The 20,315-nt window shown below is 60.5% G+C and carries 18 protein-coding genes; 7 read left to right on the top strand and 11 right to left on the bottom strand.

From position 1 onward, the window contains the following. Positions 1–4 precede the first annotated feature (4 nt). The 7 genes from GH663_RS11770 to GH663_RS11740 all read left to right on the top strand — a co-directional run bounded on the left by GH663_RS11770 (position 5) and on the right by GH663_RS11740 (position 5,280). Positions 5–1,261 (top strand): aminotransferase class V-fold PLP-dependent enzyme, encoded by a 1,257-nt coding sequence (locus GH663_RS11770; protein WP_153131929.1) that lies wholly within the window; start codon positions 5–7, stop codon positions 1,259–1,261. Beyond that, positions 1,258–1,707 carry a Fe-S cluster assembly sulfur transfer protein SufU gene (gene sufU / locus GH663_RS11765; protein WP_153131928.1) on the top strand — a complete coding sequence of 150 codons (450 nt, stop codon included), beginning with the start codon at positions 1,258–1,260 and terminating at the stop codon, positions 1,705–1,707. The genes GH663_RS11770 and sufU overlap by 4 nt, the downstream gene beginning before the upstream one ends. A 5-nt stretch (positions 1,708–1,712) precedes the next feature. Beyond that, positions 1,713–2,081 carry an SUF system Fe-S cluster assembly protein gene (locus tag GH663_RS11760; RefSeq protein WP_153131927.1) on the top strand — a complete coding sequence of 123 codons (369 nt, stop codon included), beginning with the start codon at positions 1,713–1,715 and terminating at the stop codon, positions 2,079–2,081. 13 nt (positions 2,082–2,094) lie between these two features. Next, a complete protein-coding gene (locus GH663_RS11755) occupies positions 2,095–2,415 on the top strand; it encodes a non-heme iron oxygenase ferredoxin subunit (RefSeq protein WP_153131926.1) in 321 nt (106 codons plus the stop codon). A gap of 81 nt (positions 2,416–2,496) precedes the next feature. Further along, on the top strand, positions 2,497–2,919 hold the full coding sequence (locus tag GH663_RS11750) for a M67 family metallopeptidase (protein ID WP_153131925.1): 423 nt from the start codon (positions 2,497–2,499) through the stop codon (positions 2,917–2,919). Further along, the gene (gene moeB / locus GH663_RS11745) at positions 2,912–4,372 is read left to right on the top strand and encodes a molybdopterin-synthase adenylyltransferase MoeB (RefSeq protein ID WP_153131924.1); all 1,461 of its coding nucleotides are present in this window, start codon (positions 2,912–2,914) and stop codon (positions 4,370–4,372) included. The genes GH663_RS11750 and moeB overlap by 8 nt, the downstream gene beginning before the upstream one ends. Beyond that, complete coding sequence (locus tag GH663_RS11740; RefSeq protein WP_153131923.1) at positions 4,369–5,280, top strand: PLP-dependent cysteine synthase family protein; 912 nt, start codon at positions 4,369–4,371, stop codon at positions 5,278–5,280. Before moeB ends, GH663_RS11740 begins: the two co-directional genes overlap by 4 nt. 152 nt (positions 5,281–5,432) lie before the next feature. On the opposite strand, the gene GH663_RS11735 is transcribed toward GH663_RS11740, so the two are convergent. The 11 genes from GH663_RS11735 to tssB are packed head-to-tail and all read right to left on the bottom strand — an operon-like array spanning position 5,433 to position 20,305. Beyond that, the gene (locus tag GH663_RS11735; protein WP_153131922.1) at positions 5,433–6,086 is read right to left on the bottom strand and encodes a hypothetical protein; all 654 of its coding nucleotides are present in this window, start codon (positions 6,084–6,086) and stop codon (positions 5,433–5,435) included. After that, entirely contained in the window at positions 6,083–8,077 is a 1,995-nt protein-coding gene (locus GH663_RS11730; RefSeq protein WP_153131921.1) for a lysozyme family protein, read from the bottom strand. Before GH663_RS11730 ends, GH663_RS11735 begins: the two co-directional genes overlap by 4 nt. 13 nt (positions 8,078–8,090) lie before the next feature. Continuing rightward, the gene (locus GH663_RS11725; RefSeq protein WP_153131920.1) at positions 8,091–11,087 is read right to left on the bottom strand and encodes a type VI secretion system Vgr family protein; all 2,997 of its coding nucleotides are present in this window, start codon (positions 11,085–11,087) and stop codon (positions 8,091–8,093) included. A 48-nt stretch (positions 11,088–11,135) separates the two neighbouring features. Then, positions 11,136–11,609, bottom strand: coding sequence for a hypothetical protein (locus GH663_RS11720; protein WP_153131919.1), 474 nt, complete (start codon positions 11,607–11,609; stop codon positions 11,136–11,138). Positions 11,610–11,644: 35 nt separating this feature from the next. Then, positions 11,645–14,338: a type VI secretion system ATPase TssH gene (gene tssH, locus GH663_RS11715; protein ID WP_153131918.1), complete on the bottom strand. Its 2,694-nt coding sequence runs from the start codon at positions 14,336–14,338 to the stop codon at positions 11,645–11,647. 15 nt (positions 14,339–14,353) lie between these two features. Beyond that, positions 14,354–15,418, bottom strand: a complete 1,065-nt coding sequence (tssG, locus tag GH663_RS11710) for a type VI secretion system baseplate subunit TssG (protein WP_153131917.1) — start codon at positions 15,416–15,418, stop codon at positions 14,354–14,356. Beyond that, positions 15,382–17,214 carry a type VI secretion system baseplate subunit TssF gene (gene tssF / locus GH663_RS11705; protein WP_153131916.1) on the bottom strand — a complete coding sequence of 611 codons (1,833 nt, stop codon included), beginning with the start codon at positions 17,212–17,214 and terminating at the stop codon, positions 15,382–15,384. Before tssF ends, tssG begins: the two co-directional genes overlap by 37 nt. Further along, positions 17,215–17,694 carry a type VI secretion system baseplate subunit TssE gene (tssE, locus tag GH663_RS11700; RefSeq protein ID WP_088178944.1) on the bottom strand — a complete coding sequence of 160 codons (480 nt, stop codon included), beginning with the start codon at positions 17,692–17,694 and terminating at the stop codon, positions 17,215–17,217. It abuts the gene before it with no gap. Positions 17,695–17,743: 49 nt separating this feature from the next. Then, positions 17,744–18,280 (bottom strand): Hcp family type VI secretion system effector, encoded by a 537-nt coding sequence (locus tag GH663_RS11695; RefSeq protein WP_066881473.1) that lies wholly within the window; start codon positions 18,278–18,280, stop codon positions 17,744–17,746. A gap of 31 nt (positions 18,281–18,311) precedes the next feature. After that, on the bottom strand, positions 18,312–19,796 hold the full coding sequence (gene tssC, locus GH663_RS11690; RefSeq protein ID WP_153131915.1) for a type VI secretion system contractile sheath large subunit: 1,485 nt from the start codon (positions 19,794–19,796) through the stop codon (positions 18,312–18,314). Further along, complete coding sequence (gene tssB / locus GH663_RS11685; protein WP_153131914.1) at positions 19,793–20,305, bottom strand: type VI secretion system contractile sheath small subunit; 513 nt, start codon at positions 20,303–20,305, stop codon at positions 19,793–19,795. The genes tssC and tssB overlap by 4 nt, the downstream gene beginning before the upstream one ends. Between the last annotated feature and the right edge of the window lie 10 nt (positions 20,306–20,315).

The raw sequence follows: 20,315 nt of genomic DNA, 5'->3' as shown, positions 1-20,315 counted from the left end.
CAAGATGCTGAGCGCCTTGAATACCTCGCCGACCGCAAGGCTTCCCGCCCTCGATGTCGCCCGCCTGCGCCAGGACTTCCCGATCTTGCAGCGCGCAGTCCATGGCCAACCGCTGGTCTATCTCGACAATGCGGCGACCAGCCAGAAGCCATGGTCGGTGATCGAGGCCGAACGGCACTATTACGCCCACTACAACGCCAATATCCACCGCGGCGTGCACCAAATGAGCCAGGAAGCGACCGAGGCCTATGAAGCGGCACGCGACCGGGTGCGCGATTTCATCCACGCGTCGAGCCGCGAGGAGATCATCTTCACCCGCGGCACCACCGAGTCGATCAACCTGGTGGCGAGCAGCTATGGCCAGCGCATGCAGGCCGGCGACGAGATCCTGATCACCGAAATGGAGCACCATTCCAACATCGTCCCCTGGCAATTGCTTTGCCTGCGCAGCGGCGCGCTGCTGCGGGTGGCGCCGATCGACGACGCCGGCCAGCTCAACGTCGCGCGATTCGCCGAATTGCTCGGGCCGCGCACCCGACTGGTCGCGCTGAGCCACATGTCGAATGCGCTGGGCAGCATCAACCCGGTCAAGCAGCTGGTCGAACTGGCGCATCAGGTCGGTGCCGTGGTGCTGCTCGATGGCGCGCAGGCGGTCGCCCACCTGCCGGTCAATGTGATGGATATCGACTGCGACTTCTATGCCTTTTCCGGCCACAAGCTGTACGGCCCGACCGGTATCGGCGTGCTCTACGCCCGGCGCGCCATCCTTGACAGCATGCCGCCTTACCAGGGCGGCGGCGACATGATCCGCGAGGTCCGCTTTGCCGGCTCAAGCTGGAACGACCTGCCCTACAAGTTCGAAGCCGGCACGCCCAATATCGCCGGCGGCATCGGCCTCGGCGCCGCCCTCGACTATATCGGTGGCGTCGGCCTGGCAGCCATCGCCGCCCACGAAAGCGAACTGCTGCGCTACGCCACCGCACTGGCCGCCGATTTCTCCGGTTTGACCCCGATCGGCACGGCCGCCGATAAGGGCGCCATTCTGTCCTTCACGCTGGCCGGAATCCACCCGCATGACATTGGCACCATCCTCGACAGCTGCGGCGTCGCGGTACGGACCGGCCATCATTGCGCCATGCCGGTCATGGAACATTTCGGCGTGCCGGCCACGGTGCGTGCCTCCTTTGCGCTGTACAACACCCGGCATGAAATCGACACGCTGTTTCAGGGGCTGACCAAGGCCCGGGAGATGTTTGGATGAGCACTGATCTGCGCGATCTGTATCAGGAAACGATCGTGGACCATGCGCGCCGGCCGCGCAATTTCGGCCCGCTGCCCGAGGCCAGCCACCAGGCCGAGGGCTTCAACCCGCTGTGCGGCGACCGCCTGACGCTGCGCCTGAAAGTAGTCGGTGGCTTGATCGAGGATGCCCGCTTCGAAGGTGTCGGCTGTGCCATTTCGACGGCCTCGGCCTCACTGATGACCGAGGCCCTCAAAGGCCTGAATGAGCAACAGGCCGAAGCGCTGTTTTTGGGCTTCCACAGCATGTTGACCGGCGGAATCCCGGTCTCGGGCTCTGTACTCGGCAAACTGGATGTACTGACCGGTGTCCGCGAGTTCCCCAGCCGAATCAAGTGCGCGACGCTGGCTTGGCACGCGCTGCACGCCGCGCTGCATGCCGAAAAACAACCGGTCAGCACGGAGTAAACAGCATGGGATTTCGCCAATGGCTGAGCAAGGCCGAACGAACCGAAGCCGAACGTCTGCCGCCGCGCAGCGAACTGGAAAGCGACATCGTCTTCGTCCTGCGGACGATCTACGACCCGGAAATTCCGGTCAACATCTATGACCTGGGGCTGATTTACGAACTCAAGGTCGATCCGGAGAACGGCCATGTCCTCATCCGGATGACGCTGACGGCACCCGGCTGCCCGGTGGCCCAGACTTTTCCCGAAATGGTGGCCGAGACGATCCGCGAAGTCCCCGGGGTTGAGGATTTGCAACTCGAACTGGTCTGGGACCCGCCCTGGTCGAAAAAGATGATGAGCGAGGCGGCCCGCCTGGAACTTGGCTTGCTGTGAAGGAGTATCAGCGATGAGCGAATGGACCGATGTCGCAGCCGAAACTGACTTTCTCCCGGGTAGCCGCCGTCAACTGGATGTCGATGGCGTGGCGATGGTCGTCTTCAATGTCGATGGCCATTTCTACGCGATCGAGGATCTGTGCAGCCATGAGGCCGAAACGCTTTCCAACGGTCAGTTGTGCGGCCTGGAAATCACCTGCCCCGCGCACGCCGCCCGCTTTTCCCTGGTCGACGGGGCAGCCCTGTCGCCGCCCGCCTACGAGCCGATCCCCGTTTTCCCGGTACGCATCGAAAACGGCCGGGTGCAGGTCAGGGACAACCGCTTCGACTGAAGCAGAAAAACAAGTCATCACCAACCGGAACGTGCCGCCCCTCGAACGGGTCCAATACAAGTGACCAATGAGGGCTGCGCGATGCCTGGTGTGCTACTGCTTCCGCCCGGGGTCCGTGCCGAACTTGAAGCACAGGCCGCTACCGGCTATCCCGACGAAACCTGCGGCCTGCTGCTCGGCCTGAGCAACTCTGTCCGCTGTAGCGTCGTTGCCCAATATCCAGCCCACAATCTGAATCGGGAGCGGGCCAACGATCGCTTCGTGCTTGATCCGCAGGATTATCTCGCGGCCGAGGAGTTTGCCGAGGACACGGGCGTCGAAGTGGTCGGTGTCTGGCACAGCCACCCGGACCACCCTGCCCGCCCCAGCGAAACCGACCGGGCGATGGCTTGGCCCGGCTGGTCTTACCTGATCCTGTCGGTCACCGCAGGAGAGGTTGTCGATGTACGGTCCTGGCGCCTCGCCGGCCGGGAATTTTATGAAGAGGAGGTTCACCATGGCTGAACATCCCGGCGAACTGGTCGTCATCCGCATTCCCACTCCGCTGCGCAGCTATACCAACGGTGCCGATCAGGTTGCCGTGCAGGCGACCACCGTCGGCGACGCGATCACGGCACTCGGCGATGCCCATCCGGGCATCCTGGAGCGTGTCGTGGCCCCGGATGGCAGCCTGCGCCAGTTCGTTAACATCTATCTCGGGGCTGACGATATCCGGGTACTGCATGGTCTGGTCACCCCGTTGCCGGCCGGTGCCGTGCTGGCCATTGTCCCGGCCGTGGCCGGTGGTGCCGGCGGCAAGGAGCGCCGGTTGAACGAATTGCGCGCCGTCATTCCCGAGCTCACCCCGCTGGAAGCCTTCGGCAGCCAGGTTCGAGGCGGCGTACTGATCGACATCCGCGAAGCCGACGAAATTGCTCAGGGCAGCCCGCCCAACGCCCTGCGCCTGGGCAGGGGCTTTCTCGAACTTCGCATCGAGGGCCTGGTTCCCGATTACGACCAACCGGTGATGACGCTGTGCGGCGGTGGCGTGCGTTCGCTGTTCGCCGCTGAAGCCCTGCGGCAACTGGGTTATCGCCAGGTCGCCTCGGTCATCGGCGGCTATAGCCGCTGGAAGGCCGATGGCCTGCCCTGCGAGTTGCCGCAAACCATGAGTAACGAAGAAAAGGAACGCTACAGCCGGCACCTCTCCATGCCCGAGGTAGGTGAGGCGGGCCAGGCGAAACTGCTCGACAGCAAGGTCTTACTGGTCGGTGCCGGCGGCCTCGGTTGCCCGGCCGCACTCTATCTGGCGGCTGCGGGCGTCGGCACGCTGGGAATTGTCGATGATGACCGAGTCGACCGCAGCAACCTGCAGCGCCAGGTGCTGCACACCCACGGTCGCATCGGGCAACTCAAAGTGGATTCGGCGCGGGCCAGCCTGCTAGCGCTGAACCCGGGCATTCATATCGAGACATATCCGGAGCGCCTGACCAGCAGCAACGTCGAGCATCTTTTCGCCGGCTATGACTTGGTGGTGGATGGCTCCGACAATTTCCCCACCCGTTATCTGGTCAACGATGCCTGCGTCAAACTCGAAATACCGAACATCCATGGTTCGGTCTACCGCTTCGAGGGCCAGGTCACGGTCTTCTGGCCAGGCTACGCGGAACGACGCGGCCCCTGCTACCGCTGCCTCTACCCGGAACCGCCACCGCCCGAACTCGCCCCATCCTGCGCCGAGGCAGGCGTTCTGGGCGTGTTGCCGGGTATCGTCGGCTTGCTCCAGGCCACCGAGGCGATCAAGCTGCTGCTCGACCTGGGCGATCCGCTGGTCGGCCGTTTGCTCTGCTACGACGCCCTGCCCGGCCGCTTCAGCGAATACACCCTGCTCCCCGACCCGAGCTGCGCTTACTGCGGCGACCACGGGGCGTTTCCCGGCTACGTGGACTACACGGCCTTCTGCCGGGCTGCGGCATGAGCGCTGCGGCCCTGCTCGCAGCCGTCGGCAACACCCCGCTTGTCGAAATCCCGTTTGCCGCCGAGGCAAACGATGGGGTTCGACTCTTCGCCAAGCTGGAAAGCGTCAATCCGGGCGGCTCGATCAAGGACCGGCCGGTCGCCCGAATGCTGCTCGAAGCACGGGCCAACGGCCATTTGGCCGGCCAGCGCCGTCTGCTCGACTCATCGTCAGGCAATGCCGGCATTTCCTACGCCATGTTCGGCGCAGCCCTCGGCATTCCGGTAACGTTGGTCGTCCCGGGCAATGCCAGTGCCGAACGCCTGGCCAGAATTCGCGCCCATGGCGCCGAACTGGTACTGACCGATCCGATCGAAGGCTACGACCACGCCCTGCGTACCGCACATCGGCTGGCAGAGGAACAACCGGAACGCTACTGGCTGTGCGACCAGTACGCCAACCCGGCCAACTGGCAGGCGCACTATGAGGGGACCGGCGAGGAAATCCTCAAGCAGTTGGCCGAACGCGGGCTTGGTCCACCCGATGCCCTGATCGTCGGCGTCGGTACCGGCGGCACCCTGACCGGAATCGGCCGCCGCCTGCGTCGCGACAACCCGAAGTTACTGATCGTCGCCGCCATCCCCGAACTTTTTCCCGGCGTCGAAGGCCTGAAACCTCTCGGCCACCCCGGCGACATCGTACCGGCCCTGCTCGACCAGAGCCTGATCGACCGCCGCGAACCGGTCAGTCTCGACCAGGCCGCCGCCATGTGCCACCGTCTGGCCAAACTCGGCCTCTACGTCGGCCCCTCATCCGGCGCCTTCGTCGAGGTCGCCCTGCGTGTGGCGGCCACTGGCGAGCAGCAGCTTCTCGTCACCGTGCTGAGCGACACTGGCGAACGCTATGTTTCTACTGGGCTTTGGCATTAAATCCGGGGTCACCTCAGACAGGCTCCTTTTTGGTTTTTGTGCTTTTTTGCGGGGCGACTGCAGGCGTCATCCCGATGCGGGTCTCACCGAGATTGTTGCGCGCATGGTGAGTGATGTCGGTGGTCAGGAAGCGGCGGGGTGGGATCGCCTTCTCAACGCTTGCAATGCTTCGGGATTTCCTTGGCTTCTTCATCGTTTGGCGCCTTGGCGAAGCTGAAGTAGCAGTGATGGGTTCCGTCGTCCAAATCCGGCCACTTCGTATGAATCATCACGTTGGTGATGCGCCAGCCATTTTCGGATTTGGTCAGGAAATAGAGGTTGCGACCAAGGTCGAAACTCGGTGGATTTGAGATTTTCTTGTTGCCGGCGGGGAATACTTCTACCTTGGCTCGGTTTCCCGATACGATGGGGGGGGTGATGTATGGAAATGGAATATCATCAATTCTTATATCCGATGGCATATCTTCGGCGCCCAAATATGGATAACGGTTTGGCGCATCACACCCAACAAATCCTGTTTTGATGTCTCGTTTTCTAACCACTAGGGGGTCAAAGAACTCGTTAAGTAGCTCGCATTTTTTTTGTGGCTGATATTTCCCGACTTTGTTTGGTACACGATTTCTGAGAAACGGACTGCCGTCCCTCTTAGAAAACTCTCCAAACTCAAACGTATCCGGATCATACGAATACATCTTCTCAACAAACTGCTTAACCTCTTTCTGCTCTGGCGTCAGCGTATCGGCCGGCCAAGCCATGCCAAAGACCAGCAGTGCCAGCAAGCCACAAACAGTTTTCAGATGAGTCATCCCTTTGCCTTTTCTTCGTTCAGGTATTGATCAAACAGAGTTTGGAAGTACGCGATGTTCATGGGCCTCTTGCCCGCTGTCAGCCGATGCGCATTTTCCTTGCCGCCGGGAAGGCTTGTCCACTCACTCGGCAAGGCCAAACTGCCGTTCGGGCCTTTGAATTCCAAGGCTTCCTTGATGTACCCTGTACGTATCAAGTGCAATACGCCTCTATCCTCCAACTTCATTACAGCGATCCGGTCTTGGACCGTAGGACTGAAACGATCTACCCTCGGTTCGATCAGCCCTTTATCAAAAATCTCTTGCCACGTGCCCGAGAGAATCTGATACGCCCCGGCTGCCGTTGATCCCTTCAACGGCTTGCCTTGGCCATCCCATGGGTGTGTCTTGTAGTTGGAGAAACGGCGGTCGCCCGAGGGCAGCGGAGCATTCAGCATCTGGTAACGCTTGCTATCATCCTTTTCGGCCTGACATTCAAACTCGCGAATGCAGCGCAGGAAGGCACGGATGCGCTGCGTGGGCAAGGGATCGAAGGCTTTGCGGTAGATGCGGATATTGACGTACTCCGGGTAGTACTTCCCCTGCATCGAATATTGCCCGTCATCATTTCTCGGACGCTCCTTATACCACCTTGGATGCCCAGGGAAAGTCGGCGGTAACGGAATAAAATCGCTGATATAAAAATCATAGTCCCGAATGTCGATATGCCCATGGTTTTGGCTTTTCGGGTCTTTTTTCTTCCGTTGCTCCCAGGTTGCATCCGACCACGCGTAGACAATCACATCGCCCGCTGCCGCCCAGCGGGCATCGGGCACTTCTGCCGTGACATCCCTGAAACCCTTGGCAATCAAGGCCGGCCCCGCCTGGCTGGCGGATAGCTGCATGGCGTAATGTTCGGCATCCGTTTGTGTGATGCTGGCCTTCTGCGCGGCTAGCACGCCGTCGATGATCTTGGCGCGGGACAGTGCAACCTTGACGTAGGTGTAGCAGAGGCCATGAGATCTATACGATTCTTTTTCCCTCTTTTTATGCTTAAACGTCCCCTTCCCCATCGAAGCCAGCACACCGGCAGTCCCTTCCGTATAGAGGTACTCCGTCTGCTCCCTCGCAAACGCCAGCAATGCCTCGACCTTCTTGACCATCTCGGCATCGACCTTGACCGGCGTAGCCGGTACGGAGCCTCCCATTGCGGAGGAGGCCGGTGTTCCCCATAGGTTGAACGTGGGCATGCGCCAACTATTCCACCAGTCGACCGCTTTTTGGGTAATCACGACCAGCGGGTTGCCGTTTTCGTCGCGCCCTTTTTCCAGCTTTGGTTTGACTTCCTCCTTACCGGAAATGTGTTGCGGCGGTTTGTCGGCATGTTGCTCGGCTTTTGTTTCAGGAGGCTTGGTTTGCGCTTTGGGCCTAGGTGCAGGCTTTGGCGGTATGGCAGGTTTGTCGGTATGTGCTGCCGGCTGGTTCGTTTCCGTGTGACTGACTTCGGTTTTGGCCGCTGGCTGTGTGTTTTCGCTTGCCGTTGAGTCGTTTTTCGCAGCGCTCAAATCACCAAGATCACTCTGTTCCGGTGTCGGGATATTTGCCTCGGCGTTGCCGGCGTTACCTTCATGTTTTTCGGTTCGAGTTTCCAACACGATGTTGGGGCTAACAGCAGTCAGCACTGCATCGCTAGACGGCATGCAACATTCGCCGATTTTCTTGTAACTGCCATCAAAACGCTGCACGGCGATGCTCAGTGTTTCTCCGGCGGGTGCTTCGATAGGAGGAATGGCGCCATTGGCATCGGTACGTGCCAGCCGTTCTCCACCTTGCCAGCGAACAGCAACACCCATTTTGGCAATGGGCGATCCATCCAGCGAAAGAAAATTAATGTCGAACGCCGGTTTCGTATTTGGCTCTTCGGTGCTATCAGGCGCTGGATCACTTTTGTCTGGCACTTCGTTAGCAGATTGGGAGTCATCGACCACAGAGGTATCGGTTAGTACATTCATGACTTGTCGTTACTTAGAGATGATTCACGTCCTGGAAGAAAAGCCAGTCACCTTGGGAAATGACGACCTTCACTTTCTCCGCCTTTGAGGTGAAAATGTCGCCGGTTGTGCCGTCTGCGCTCAATTGTCCGGCTGCGATTTTTTGTCCTTGTTCGTTGTATGCCTCGTAAGGCATTGCCGCATACAACGAACCACTTTCAGGGTCGCCACCAATTAATCCTGCGACATTGATGCGCTGACTATAGGTTGAACGTTCACTCGCCTCGCTTTGAACCCAATTTAGTTCGTTTGCAGCGGGGGAACTCGGCAACTCCACTGCTGCACTCTTCGGCCCGGTCCAATCCTTCTTGCTCGCCTTGAACTCCACCTTGCCCGGGGCATGCAATTCGATATTCCCGCCTTCGATCTTCAGGTAGGCCCCTTGGGCGGTAGCGAGGAATTTCTGTTTGGCGCTGGCATTTAGGCTGCCGTTGGTGCTGGCGAAAGTCACTTTCTTGTCGGCGGCGGCGGTAGTTTTCCCGCTTTGGCTTTGCAGGCTGACCTTGCCGCTGGCGGCGTGCAGGTGGATCCCGGTTTCGATGTTCGGTTTCTTTGGGTCGCTGGCCTTGCCAACGGTAAACAGCGCGATGCCGTCTTTCACCGCCAGGCTGTGGTTGCCCTGGGCGATCAGGTTGCTGTCCTGGCCGCTGGCGATGCTGAGGTTTTTTCCGGCGGCCAGAATATGGCTTTTCGGGGTGAGTTGGGCGATGCCGGCCGGCGCGCTGTATTGGAGGCGTGGTTCGCTCCAGGCGGGCACGGTGCCGGTGCCGCCCTCGACGGTTTTGATGCTGCCGTTACTGGCGGCCGTGCTGCCTTTGCTGGCTGTAGCGCCGAGTACGGAAATCGAGTGTTTGAGTGCGTCCACCGCAGGAAGCTGGTCGGCTTGCAGATCGCCTTTGAGAGCGGCATTTTGCTTGGCGGCGACCTCGCTCAGGCTTTGGCTGAGGCTTTGGGCCTGCTCGGTCTGGCTAATCGCTTCACGACTGTCGAGTTGGCTGCTGCTGGCGTTGGCGCGGGCATCGGCACTGATCAGCAGGCCATTGCCGGCGCGGAGAGCCGTTGAGGCCTGCGTCGCGAGTTCGGCGCCATGGCCGCGATTGTTGAGGCGGGCGTTGTCGTTTTGTTGTTTGAGATGACCGAGTTGCAGGCTGCTCCGGTATTCGCTGGTGCCGAGTTCGATGCGCGACTCGCCGGGCGTGTCGTCGAAGATGAGCTGGTTGTAGCCGCCCTGACCGCTGCGGCTGCTGTCGAGTTGCTGGCTTTTCAGGCCGGACAGGCTGGCGCCGTGGCGATGAGGGTCGGCCTCCTGGCCGGCGAATAAGGCGGGGGCATTGGCACTGGCTTGCATGGTGCCGCTGCCCAACTGGTTGCCTTGGGCATCGCGACTGCCCTGCCCGTTATAGACGCTGCCAATGATGATCGGGCGGTCGATGTTGCCGTTCTGGAAGGCGACGAGAACCTCCTGTCCCGGCCGCGGTGTCAGGTGGCCGCCCCAGTTGCCGCCGGCGACCGGGGTCATCACCCGCAACCAGACACCCAGTGTCTCGCTGGCCGGGGCGTTCTCGGCGCCGGTCGGATGCTCGCGGCGAGCGGCGGACTGGGCGCCGCGTTGCCACGGAAACTGGACGCGGACGCGCAAGTCGCGGTCGGTATGGGTCGGCTGGCCATTGCCGACGACGATGGCGGTCGATGTGCCGTTGATGGTCGGCCGCGGATGGATCATGCGGCCATGGCTGTCGGAGAGCAGCGGACGCCAGGGCAGGCTGGCGCGGATGGCGGTGATCTGGTTGCGATAGAGATCGACCGTCTCATCTTTGGTTTTTGTGTTTTTTTGCGTGTCGACCGCAGGCATCATCCCGATTCGGGTCTCACCGAGATTATTGCGGGCGTGGTGGGTGATGGCGGTGATCAGGAAGCGGCGCTGCTCCGCCGTATCCCGGTCGTGTTCCGGGTGATCGGCCAGCAGGAAGGTAGTCCCCGGCGCGGCGGAGCGGACGCTGCCTTCGCCATGAAACTGCTTCAGGCGCGCATCGATCGCCTGACGCTGGTTGTTCAACATGCGCTCGCCGTGGGCGGCGTTCTGCCAGGCATATTGACCGGGGTCATGCCAGGCCACGGTGCGCGGCACGGCACCATTGTTCACCGTGCTGGCGGCACTTTGCGGGCGGCTTGAGAGCGCCCGGTAATCCCAACTGCTCGCCTTGCTCTCGCTGGTGTCGAGCTGACGCAGGCCGTACCAGCGGTCGAGGCTGTCCTCTGCGAGGGTGGCGCCGGCCTGGGTATAGCGGATGCGGGGCTGGGCATTGTCGACGAACACGCCATTATGGTCGCCGATGACCAGCGTGTGGCTACCCAGGTTGCCGCCCGTATCGGCCTTGTGCTCGAACCAGCAAAAGAGCCCTTCTTCGGCGAGCAGGCGTTTCAGGAAGGCGAGATCGCTTTCGCGATATTGCACGGTCATGCCGCGCTTGGGGTAAGCAGCGGCATCGGCCAAAGTCCAGCGCCACTCGGGAACAAGCTTGCCCTGCCCTTTCCAGTCTTCGAGCAATTCGTCGATGATTTCCACGACGCTCTTGTCCTGAAACAGGTAGTTGTCCTGGTTGTGCCCGAGGAAGGCCAGCCAGGGTTCAAGGGTAAGCTGGTAACGAGCAAAGCCGCCGTTGGCGCCAAGGCGGGTGACTTGCGTGATGTGGCCGTGAAAGGGACGCAGCGTGGTCCGCGAGGCGGCGGTTTGCAGATCGAGCCGGGCCGGCTGGCCAAGGAGCGCCGTCAAGGACTGCTGGGCATTGCTCGACAACACCGTCAGTTCGATGCGAAAACCGGCATGCTCGGCCAGCGGGCCGAGGGCTTCGTCGATGCGTGCCGTTTCGGCCAACAGGGCATTCGCACCGGCCGGCGTGCTCAGGGTCAGGAGCCGGTCGCTCTGGCGCCAGCCGGCGCCGCCGGCGATCAAATCAAGGATGCTGTTCATGTTCCTGCGGTCAACGAGTGAAATGGGGCAAAAAGCGCGGGCGGCGACTCAGGAGAGCGCCCAGAAGCGAACTTCAAGCGGGTGCTTGCCTTCGGCGGCAGCACAGACCGGCCCGGCATTACGGCCATCGAGCAGCGCCATCGAACCACCTTGCGGCCCGCTGCCCTGAATAAAAGCAACGATGCCGCGCCGGCCGAACAGTGCGTAGCAGACCTCGGCCATGCCTTTTTCGAGCGGCATGATTTCCGGTGCGGCATGGCGCACGGCAAGCCACTCGGCCAGCCGATTGGCGCCATGACAGACCTTGCGGCCAGCCAACGGACCAGCCTCTATCCGCAGCGAGCCGCAGACCGGCGCCCCGCCGCTCAATAGGGCCAGGCTAGTCAGCACCGCCCCGTTGCGGACATAGCCGGGCGTTCCCGCCTTCTCGGCCCAGCCCAGGCTGTTGAACAAGCTGTCCGTCTCTAGCGCAGCGTAGCGCCGGTAAGCATTGGCAAAATTGGCATAGTTCAGATTGAGCATGCGTGAGCCTCCGGATAGTGGTCGGAAATCGCGATTTACTTGATGGCGTACTTGAATTCACCGTTCTTGCCGGCCCCGACCTTGATGCGCTCGACGGCCGCGCCGTCTGCCATGCGGGCGAGCACGACTTCGGCAATTTCGGGCAACAGCGTGCCGTTGAGAATGTGATCGACGTTGCGCGCCCCCGAATCGACCTCCGTGCAACGGGCCAGCACCGCTTCGACCAGCTTGTCGTCCCAGACGAACTCGGCCTTGTGGTTGGCGGCGATACGGTCGCGGATGCGGCCCAGCTTGAGTTCGATGATGCTGACCAGCACCTCGTCCGAAATCGGGTAATACGGGACGACCTTCATGCGCCCGAGGAAGGCCGGCTTGAACGACTTGAATAGCACCGGGCGCAAGGCGTCGGCCAGCGCATCGGCGGCCGGCAGTTCCGCCGCCGGCTTGTTCAGGCAAGCCTGCATGATCTGGGTCGAGCCGACGTTGCTGGTCAGGATGATCAGCGTATTGCGGAAGTCGATTTCACGACCTTCGGCATCATCGAGCACGCCCTTGTCAAAGACCTGGAAGAACAGCTCGAGCACATCGGGATGCGCCTTTTCGACTTCATCGAGCAAGACCACGCTGTACGGGTTACGGCGGACCGCTTCGGTCAGCACACCGCCTTCGCCATAGCCGACATAGCCCGGCGGCGAGCCCTTGAGGCCGGACACCGAATGCGCCTCCTGGTACTCGCTCATGTTGATGGTGACCAGTTTTCGCTCGCCGCCGTACAGGATGTCGGCCAGCGCCAGGGCCGTTTCGGTCTTGCCGACGCCGGACGGGCCGGCAAACATGAAAACCCCCTTCGGCTTGTTCGGATCTTCGAGATTGGCCCGGGCCGTCCGCACCCGCTGGGCAACCGCTTCGAGCGCATGGTCCTGGCCGATCACCCGTTCCTGCAGCAAGGGTTTCAGGTTGAGTACGGTCTTGATCTCGTCCTTGACCATCTTGCCCAGCGGAATGCCGGTCCACGCGGCAATGATCTCGGCCACCACATGGCCATCGACCTGCAACGGCACCATCGGCGACTCGCCTTGCAACTCGCGCAGGCGGGCCAGCGCCTTGTCCAGTTCGCCGTCGCCGGCCGCCGCCTCTTTCTTGCGCCCCTTGGTTTTTGCCTTTTCCGGCAGGTCGACCGCAGGACTATCGTTTTCCAGTGCGCCACGCAGTTCCAGAATCCGGCTGACCAGCGCTTTTTCCTCATCAAAGCGGGTTTTGAAGATCGCCAGATCGGACTCGACGACCGCCATCTGCGCCTTCAACTCCTTGATCCGCGTATCGTGCCAGGCGCCACTGGCTGCCTCGCGCTCCAGGGCGGCCAGTTCGGCGCGCTCGCGCAGCAGGCGCTTGTCAGCTTCGTCGATCAGGGCCGGCGTCGCACTCTGGCCGAGGGCCACCTTGGCGCACGCCGTATCAAGGACGCTGATCGCCTTGTCCGGCAATTGCCGACCGCTGATGTAACGATGCGACAGGCGCACCGCCTCGGTCACCGCCTCGTCCAGAACCCGAATCGCAAAGTGCTTTTCCATCAAGGGCACCATGCCGCGCAGCATGGCCGAGGCCAGGACCTCGCTCGGCTCCTCAACCTTGACCACCTGAAAACGGCGGGCCAGCGCCGCATCCTTCTCGAAATACTTCTTGTATTCGGCCCAGGTCGTCGCCGCCACCGTGCGCAACTCGCCGCGGGCCAGGGCCGGCTTGAGCAGGTTGGCCGCATCGTTCTGCCCGGACTGGCCGCCGGCGCCGATCATCGTGTGCGCCTCGTCGATGAAGAGGATGATCGGCTTCGGGCTCTTCTTGACCTCGTCGATAACATTTTTAAGGCGGTTTTCAAACTCGCCCTTGACGCTCGCCCCGGCCTGCAACAGCCCCATGTCGAGCGTGTGCAGTTCGACGCCGAGCAGCGGTGGCGGCACGTCGTCAATGGCGATCCGCAAGGCCAGCCCTTCGACGACTGCGGTTTTGCCGACGCCGGCCTCACCGGTCAGGATCGGATTGTTCTGTCGGCGCCGCATGAGGATATCGATCACCTGCCTGATTTCGCCATCACGGCCGATAACCGGATCGACTTTGCCCTCCCGCGCCCGCTGCGTCAGGTTGGTGGTGAACTGGTCGAGAGCCGGTGTCTTGCCGGCATGCGCGCTGCTGACGAGCAAGGGGTCGCCCCCCTCTTCTCCCCCCTCCGCCGCTGCCATGCCGGCCAGTTCGGTCGCTTCGGCCGAACCTTCGGTCATCGCGTCAAAATTATGCTTCAACTCGTCCAGCCGGACCTTGGCCAGCAGTTTCGAACCACGGAAAGCCAGTTGGGATAGCTCCGGCTCGGTCAGCAGGGCCAGCAACAAATGGCCGGAGCGTATCCGCGGCAGGCGGGCATCCAGCGAGGCGAGCAGCCAGGCCTGTTCGAACAATTTGAGAATATGCGTCGAGAAAACCGGCGTCCGGGTATTGCCGCTCTTGAAGCGGTCGATTTCCTGGCTCAATTCGCGTTCCAGGCCGGTCTGACTGATCCCGCAACGCTTGCCGATCACCTGCAGGTCGTTGCCGGGTTGCTCGAGGAGCGCCATCAACAGATGTTCCAGATCAACCTCGTAATTGCTGCGCGCCATGCACAGGCTGGCTGCACGTTCAGCCGCCTGGCGGCAGGTACTGTTCAGTTTGCTGATCAACGTCTTCAGTGAGGTGCTCATCGCTTTGCTTCGTGATTAGTGAGTGAAATGGGTGAGATAGCGGGTATCGCTGCGGTCGACGCTGGCTGGGCGGGTCAGCACGAAACTGTCGTAGCCGAGGCGGCAGCCCTTGCTGGCCGAAAGCCCTGCTGGTTTGGCATCAGCCGCACGCAGGATGGGACAGATTTCGTACTCGAACTGGCCGCCGGTGGCCAGCGTCAGCAGCTTTTCCAGTGCGGCGGCCAGTTCGCCTTGGGGCAGGAAGGCCATATAGCGCTCGTGGCACAGGGGGCCAATGTGAATGCGGATGCGCAGATTGCGTTGCCAGACCCGCTCACCGAGCAGCAAACTGCCGCCCAGTGCCATGTTGCGCGTGCCCAGCGCGGAGCGCTGATCGGCCGGTACGGCATACCAACTGCCGACGAATTGCTCGACCTCGACCACTTCCCGGAAGTAACCGCCAATCACCCGCTGCAGTGACTCGGCAGAAACCGGGCGCTGGCGCAGCAGGCCGGCAAAATAGGCGATCGACTCATCATCGATCGCCCCCGGCGCCTCGTTCAGGCGGGTGCGCAGCGAATCAAAACCCAGCCCGGTCAGCGCCAGGACAAGCGGTAAAAAGCGATTCTGGCGATCCGTCTCGTACTGGATGGCCAGCTTGTACTTTTTCCAGGCGCGGTAAAAATGCCCGACCGCCCGGTTGCTGAACAAGTCGAGGAAAGCCCGGCCCGATTCATCGCGCTTGAAGCGCTCATGGTTGATGACCTGCTCGGTATAGTGGATCGGCAAGGTGCCATTGACGCCCAGCATGCCGATGAAACTTGGCGTGATGGCAACCCGCTCCAGCTCGCCGGTTTCCAACCCCGCCTCGTCTTTCCGGTAAGCGGGGAGCATGGCATCCACCTGGCTCGGAGCAAAGCCGAGGCGCAGCGAATTGCGAAAACGTATCCGCTCGCTGACGATATTGGCCCCGCCGCCCCGGACATCTTTGTGGAAATAAATCTCATAGAGACGCACGAGCTGGAAAAACTCGTAGCGCTCGGGTGCCTGCAGGCTGTGCTCGACTAGACCAGGATCGAGTCGCCGTTGCGGGGTGCGCATCGGATCAGTTCCTCTCCGGTTCGTTTCGAGATCACCACCAGCTGGATGAAGCTGTTCAGGCTGACGTAAAGGCCAAGAAAACGGTCGATACAGCGTGCGAAGACATCAAGGCCGCTGCCCACGAAACTCGATTCGTCGATGGTCAGCCGAACCTCTTGTCCACGGATGAAGCAGGCAAACGGCTTGCCGGCCATCCATTGCGTTTTGTCGCGCTGCTCGATACCCAGGACACCTTCGATCTGACGCCGGCTGGCGGCGGTCCGCGGCAAATCGTAGAGGGCCAGCATTTCCTGGAAGGCAGCCAGCCCATTGCCGGACAACGACAGGTGGTTGAGCGAGAGGTGCGAGATGATGCGCCACTGCCCATCGCGCCGATGATCAAAACGACAGGGCTGGCTGGGTTTTCTCAACAGCTTGATGGCGCGTACGCTGGAGCCGCCCTCGAGAAAGAGGTCGCCGGAAGGCAGGCCGACCGACATCAGGGTCGGCAGATCGCGATTGGTACAGGTCAGTTGCAGGCTGAGGACGTCGGTCTTCGGTTGTACCGGGTCGAAATCGGCATCAACGATCGACAGCGAGGTTTCATAGCCCGGGCTGGTCTCGGCCACCATGTGATCGCGCTGGGCATACCAGTAATAACCGTTGCGCTCCGGCGTTTCGCCATGGCGCAGCGAGAAAAAGGCGCGGAACTCGGTGATCGACTCACCGTGCGGCGTTTGCCGGACACGCCGCACCGAGTCGATCGAATAGACATCATAGGCATAGGCCCGCCGGCCGTCCGCGACCACCGGGTAGGCTGTCTGCCGGTTGCTGATCCGGATCGGATCGCCGCGCTGGGCGAACAGATTGACCACCGGTACGCAGCCCAGGCGGAGATTTTGTGCGCTCAGTGTTTGCAGCAAGCGGGAGGCATCGCTGTCCGCGCGCAGATCTCCCAGCGCAATATGCAGTGTAATTTTTCCTTCAGCGAGCAGTCCGGACGGAATATCCGCCATGCAGATGTCGAAAAAATTGAATTTCTCGGGAAAGCAGAAATATTCGGTCAGATAACGATAGGCACCGTGCGCCGTATCCGGCATTTCGATCAGGCTTTCGTCATCGGCAAAGCCGACTTCGCCGATCAGTCCAGCACGCGCAATGCGCCAGCGTTGATCGGCCCCGGTCGCATAGACCTTGAGCGTACGCAAGAACAAGGCATCACGCAGTGCCGAAGCCACCGAGGGTTCGGCGTCGATATAGACCCGCAACCGGTCCACTTTCTGAAAGCCGGCTTCGATATTGGCTCCGCGCAACGACAGCGCAAAGGAGAGAATGGCATTGCAGCCCACCGGCAGGCGAACCTCGCTGGGTGCACTGGCGATTGGATCGAATGAAAGCTCGCCAATCGTTACCGGGGCCAGTTCAACATCCCAGGCTGTCCTGAACTTGCAGGCCGCCCCCTTGATTGGCCTCGACTGCAGTTCGGTGCCCCGCTTGACGCTCGCTATCGACGACAGATCTCCTGCCGCATGTTCGAAATGGGCGATCGAGCAACTCGGGAAAGGACGCAAATAGTGCGGATACAGCACATTCAACAAGGCTTCGGTGAATTGCGGATAGCTGTCTTCCAGCTTTTTCGAGACGCGCGCCGTCAATAGCGCGAACGACTGGATCATCCGTTCGACATGCGGGTCATCGCAGCCTTCGCCCGACAGCAATAACTGGGCGGCAAGCTTGGGGTAACGCTCGGCAAACTCGCGGGAATGCTGGCGCAGAAAGGCCAGTTCGCGTTCGTAATAAGGCAGCAGGTCTTCCAATTAGGCTCCCAGCCGCGGCCGATGCCGGGTAACGGAATACTGCAGACTGGTCGGTTGCAGCAGCGCGTCGAAACTGACCGGCTCCTGCGCCGGGCGGACCACAAGTACCGCATTGATTGAAAAATAGAGGGCGTTCACCGTCTTGCGATGCAATTCAAGATCAACGCGAACCTCGCGCAGACGAGGCTCATGGGCGGCAATCGCCGCCTCGATCGAGGCACAGATTCGCCGCCGGTCATGCACGTTCGCCAGACTTAGCCCGGCGAAATCGGCCAGGCCGAAACCAGCGACCGAACGTACGGCCAAGGGAAAGGCCTGATCAAATCCTTCATCAAGGATGACTCGGGTATTCAAAAGTGCTTCCAGATCACGGGCAACTGAGTCTTTCAGTTGTTCGAGCGACAGACGACGCCGTGCCGCGCCGACCGGCAGGTCGTCGAAAAGTTTGTCAAAGAGGGAAGGCTCGAAACCCTTGATCATAAAAAACGGCGGAAACTCGTTTCCGCCGGATTTCTCTACAAAGATGCGATCAGGTCAGGTTCGGCGTGTTCTTGGCCAGATTCCAGGCGCCCTGGATATTGACCTTGCCGGACTTGGTGCCATCGATATTCAGCTCGTCGTAGGTCCACTTCACGGCCGAGTATTTCAGCGAGAAGCTTTCCTTGGGAATGCCTTCCTCATCAACTGCCGGAGAAACCGAAGCGATGATGACGTTTTTCAGTTCGATCTTCAGGTATTGGTGACGATTCTGGGTGGCCGACGGGTTGCCGGTCGTGTTCTGACCGCCGAAAGCACGATAGAAATAAATGATCACGTCACTGACCACGAGGCCGGAGGAACAGGCCTGGTAGAGCTTCGGGCTGGAACCGTCGATATCCTTGGTGAAAATCATCTCGCCATGTTCGACCCGCTCGGCAGTATGACCGCCGGCGGCTGACGCGGTCGCCGATTTCGGCTGGCGCATCGAATGGCTCCAGCTATAGACCTCGACCGTATCCTTGTGCTTGGCATCGCGGGAGTCCCCCTTGATGTCGCTGCCCTTGAACTCAACGTAAATATCCTTCATTTCGTGCTTTCTCCTTGAATGTTAGAGACCATCAGTTTTTGCCGGATTGCGGCAACTCGGCGACCAAACGCAAAGACACCGAGAGTTCGTCAAGCTGGAAGTGCGGCCGAATGAACGACACGGCCCGATAGACACCGGGCCGTCCGGGCACTTCGCTGACTTCGACTGACGCTTCCCGTAGCGGGAACTGCGCCTTGGTTTCCTGTGACGCGGAATCGTCTGCCGTCACGTACTGATCGATCCAGCGCTGCAGGTAGTTCTGCACATTGGCCGCCGAAGCAAAGCTGCCAATCTTGTCGCGCATCATGGCCTTCATGTAATGCGCAATGCGCGACACCGCGAACATGTATTGCAACTGCGCCGACAAGGAAGCATTGGCGTTGGCGGAGTCGGTGTCGTATTTCTTTGGCTTCTGGGCCGACTGGGCACCAAAGAAGGCGGCGTAGTCGGTGTTCTTGCAATGGACCAGCGGGATGAAGCCGAGGTCGCTCAATTCCTTTTCGCGACGGTCGGTAATCGAAATTTCCGTCGGGCACTTGAGTGCCACTTCGCCATCATCGGTGCGGAATGTATGGGTCGGCAGGTCCTCAACCAGACCGCCGCCCTCAACGCCACGTATGGCAGCACACCAGCCATAGTTTTCGAAGGCGGTGGTCAGGCGGGCGGCGAAGGCAAAGGCGGCGTTACACCACAGGTACTTGTCGTGATTCGTGCCATCAACTTCTTCAACGAAATTGAAGCCTTCAGTTACCTCGCCATCAATCGGGTTGTAAGGCAGGCGCCCAAGAAAACGGGGCAAAGCAAGACCGACATAGCGTGAATCCTCCGACTCGCGGAACGATTTCCACTTGGCGTATTCGACGGTATCGAACACTTTTCCCATATCCCGCGGCTTGCCGAGCTCGGTGTAGGAGTCCAGACCAAAGAGCTGGGGCGATGCTGCGGCAATGAAGGGGGCGTGTGAGGCAGCGGCGATATGTGACATCTGTTCGATGAAATACATATCTTCGGGCTGGCGGCTCAGTTCGAACTGGCCGATCAAGGTCCCAAAGGGCGCCCCCCCGAAGGTACCGAACTCTTCCTCATAGACCTTCTTGAACAGCGCACTCTGATCGAAATCGATAGCCGATTTGAAATCCTTGACCAGTTCACGCTTGGAGGCATTGAAGAGTTTGATCTTCAATTGCTGCCCGGTTGAGGTTTGCTTGCACAGGTAATGCAAACCGGTCCAAGCACTTTCCAGCGCCTGGAACTCCGGCGCATGCATGACTTCGCTCAACTGCTCAGAAATCAGGCGATCCAGTTCCGCCACCCGGGCATCGAGCGATGCCGCCAAATTTTCGGAAACGATTACTTCTCCGTCGAGAACCTGATTGACTAGTTCGCTGATGATGTCCCGCGCCCGGTTCTTTTCCTGATCGGATTGCGCGACACGGCTCTCTTCGATGATCTGATCAAGAAGACCGGATTCCCGAACATGACCGACATCGCTCATCACCGCCTGCTGAACGCTCATTGCAGTTCCCCTTCCTTCTTCTGGCCGCCGAGGCTGTGTAGTTGCTCGGTGCTGTTCAGGACATCGTTGAGCAGATCCTCAAGTTTTTCATTGCCGGCAAGCTTGTTACGCAGGTCGGCCAGTTTGGCGCGAGCCTCCTGAAGCTTGCGCAACGGTTCGACCTGTTGAACAACGGACTCTGGCCGAAAATCCTCGAATTTTTCAAACTGGATATCGACTCCCATCTCGCCACCGTCATGAGCCAGACGGTTCTTCACGCGAAAACTTGTACGTGGCGCCATGGCCTCCATGACGTCATCGAAATTATCCATATCGACATTCACGAACTTGCGGTCGCGCACCTTGCCCTGTGGCTCCTTGGACTGCGCGGCAAAGTCACCGAGAACGCCCACCACAAACGGCAACTCCTTGACTTCAAGTGCATCTCCGATCTCGACGTCATAGGTCAACTGAACGCGCGGCGGACGAACCCTCTGCAGGCGCTTTTGAACACTCTCTTTTTTCGCCACAACACTTCTC

The sequence above is a fragment of the Dechloromonas hortensis genome, assembly GCF_009469765.1.
Lineage (GTDB): Bacteria > Pseudomonadota > Gammaproteobacteria > Burkholderiales > Rhodocyclaceae > Azonexus > Azonexus hortensis.
Note: the sequence above shows the minus strand (reverse complement) of the source record. Positions and strands in the feature narration are given on the sequence as shown.

Coding starts and splice junctions, on each gene's coding strand:
- GH663_RS11695 (WP_066881473.1), bottom strand. CDS start 18,280: ATGAAGGATATTTACGTTGAGTTCAAGGGCAGCGACATCAAGGGGGAC.
- tssE (WP_088178944.1), bottom strand. CDS start 17,694: ATGATCAAGGGTTTCGAGCCTTCCCTCTTTGACAAACTTTTCGACGAC.
- GH663_RS11755 (WP_153131926.1), top strand. CDS start 2,095: ATGAGCGAATGGACCGATGTCGCAGCCGAAACTGACTTTCTCCCGGGT.
- sufU (WP_153131928.1), top strand. CDS start 1,258: ATGAGCACTGATCTGCGCGATCTGTATCAGGAAACGATCGTGGACCAT.
- tssC (WP_153131915.1), bottom strand. CDS start 19,796: ATGAGCGTTCAGCAGGCGGTGATGAGCGATGTCGGTCATGTTCGGGAA.
- GH663_RS11730 (WP_153131921.1), bottom strand. CDS start 8,077: ATGAATGTACTAACCGATACCTCTGTGGTCGATGACTCCCAATCTGCT.
- moeB (WP_153131924.1), top strand. CDS start 2,912: ATGGCTGAACATCCCGGCGAACTGGTCGTCATCCGCATTCCCACTCCG.
- GH663_RS11735 (WP_153131922.1), bottom strand. CDS start 6,086: ATGACTCATCTGAAAACTGTTTGTGGCTTGCTGGCACTGCTGGTCTTT.
- tssH (WP_153131918.1), bottom strand. CDS start 14,338: ATGAGCACCTCACTGAAGACGTTGATCAGCAAACTGAACAGTACCTGC.
- GH663_RS11725 (WP_153131920.1), bottom strand. CDS start 11,087: ATGAACAGCATCCTTGATTTGATCGCCGGCGGCGCCGGCTGGCGCCAG.
- tssG (WP_153131917.1), bottom strand. CDS start 15,418: ATGCGCACCCCGCAACGGCGACTCGATCCTGGTCTAGTCGAGCACAGC.
- GH663_RS11770 (WP_153131929.1), top strand. CDS start 5: ATGCTGAGCGCCTTGAATACCTCGCCGACCGCAAGGCTTCCCGCCCTC.
- GH663_RS11720 (WP_153131919.1), bottom strand. CDS start 11,609: ATGCTCAATCTGAACTATGCCAATTTTGCCAATGCTTACCGGCGCTAC.
- GH663_RS11750 (WP_153131925.1), top strand. CDS start 2,497: ATGCCTGGTGTGCTACTGCTTCCGCCCGGGGTCCGTGCCGAACTTGAA.
- GH663_RS11760 (WP_153131927.1), top strand. CDS start 1,713: ATGGGATTTCGCCAATGGCTGAGCAAGGCCGAACGAACCGAAGCCGAA.
- GH663_RS11740 (WP_153131923.1), top strand. CDS start 4,369: ATGAGCGCTGCGGCCCTGCTCGCAGCCGTCGGCAACACCCCGCTTGTC.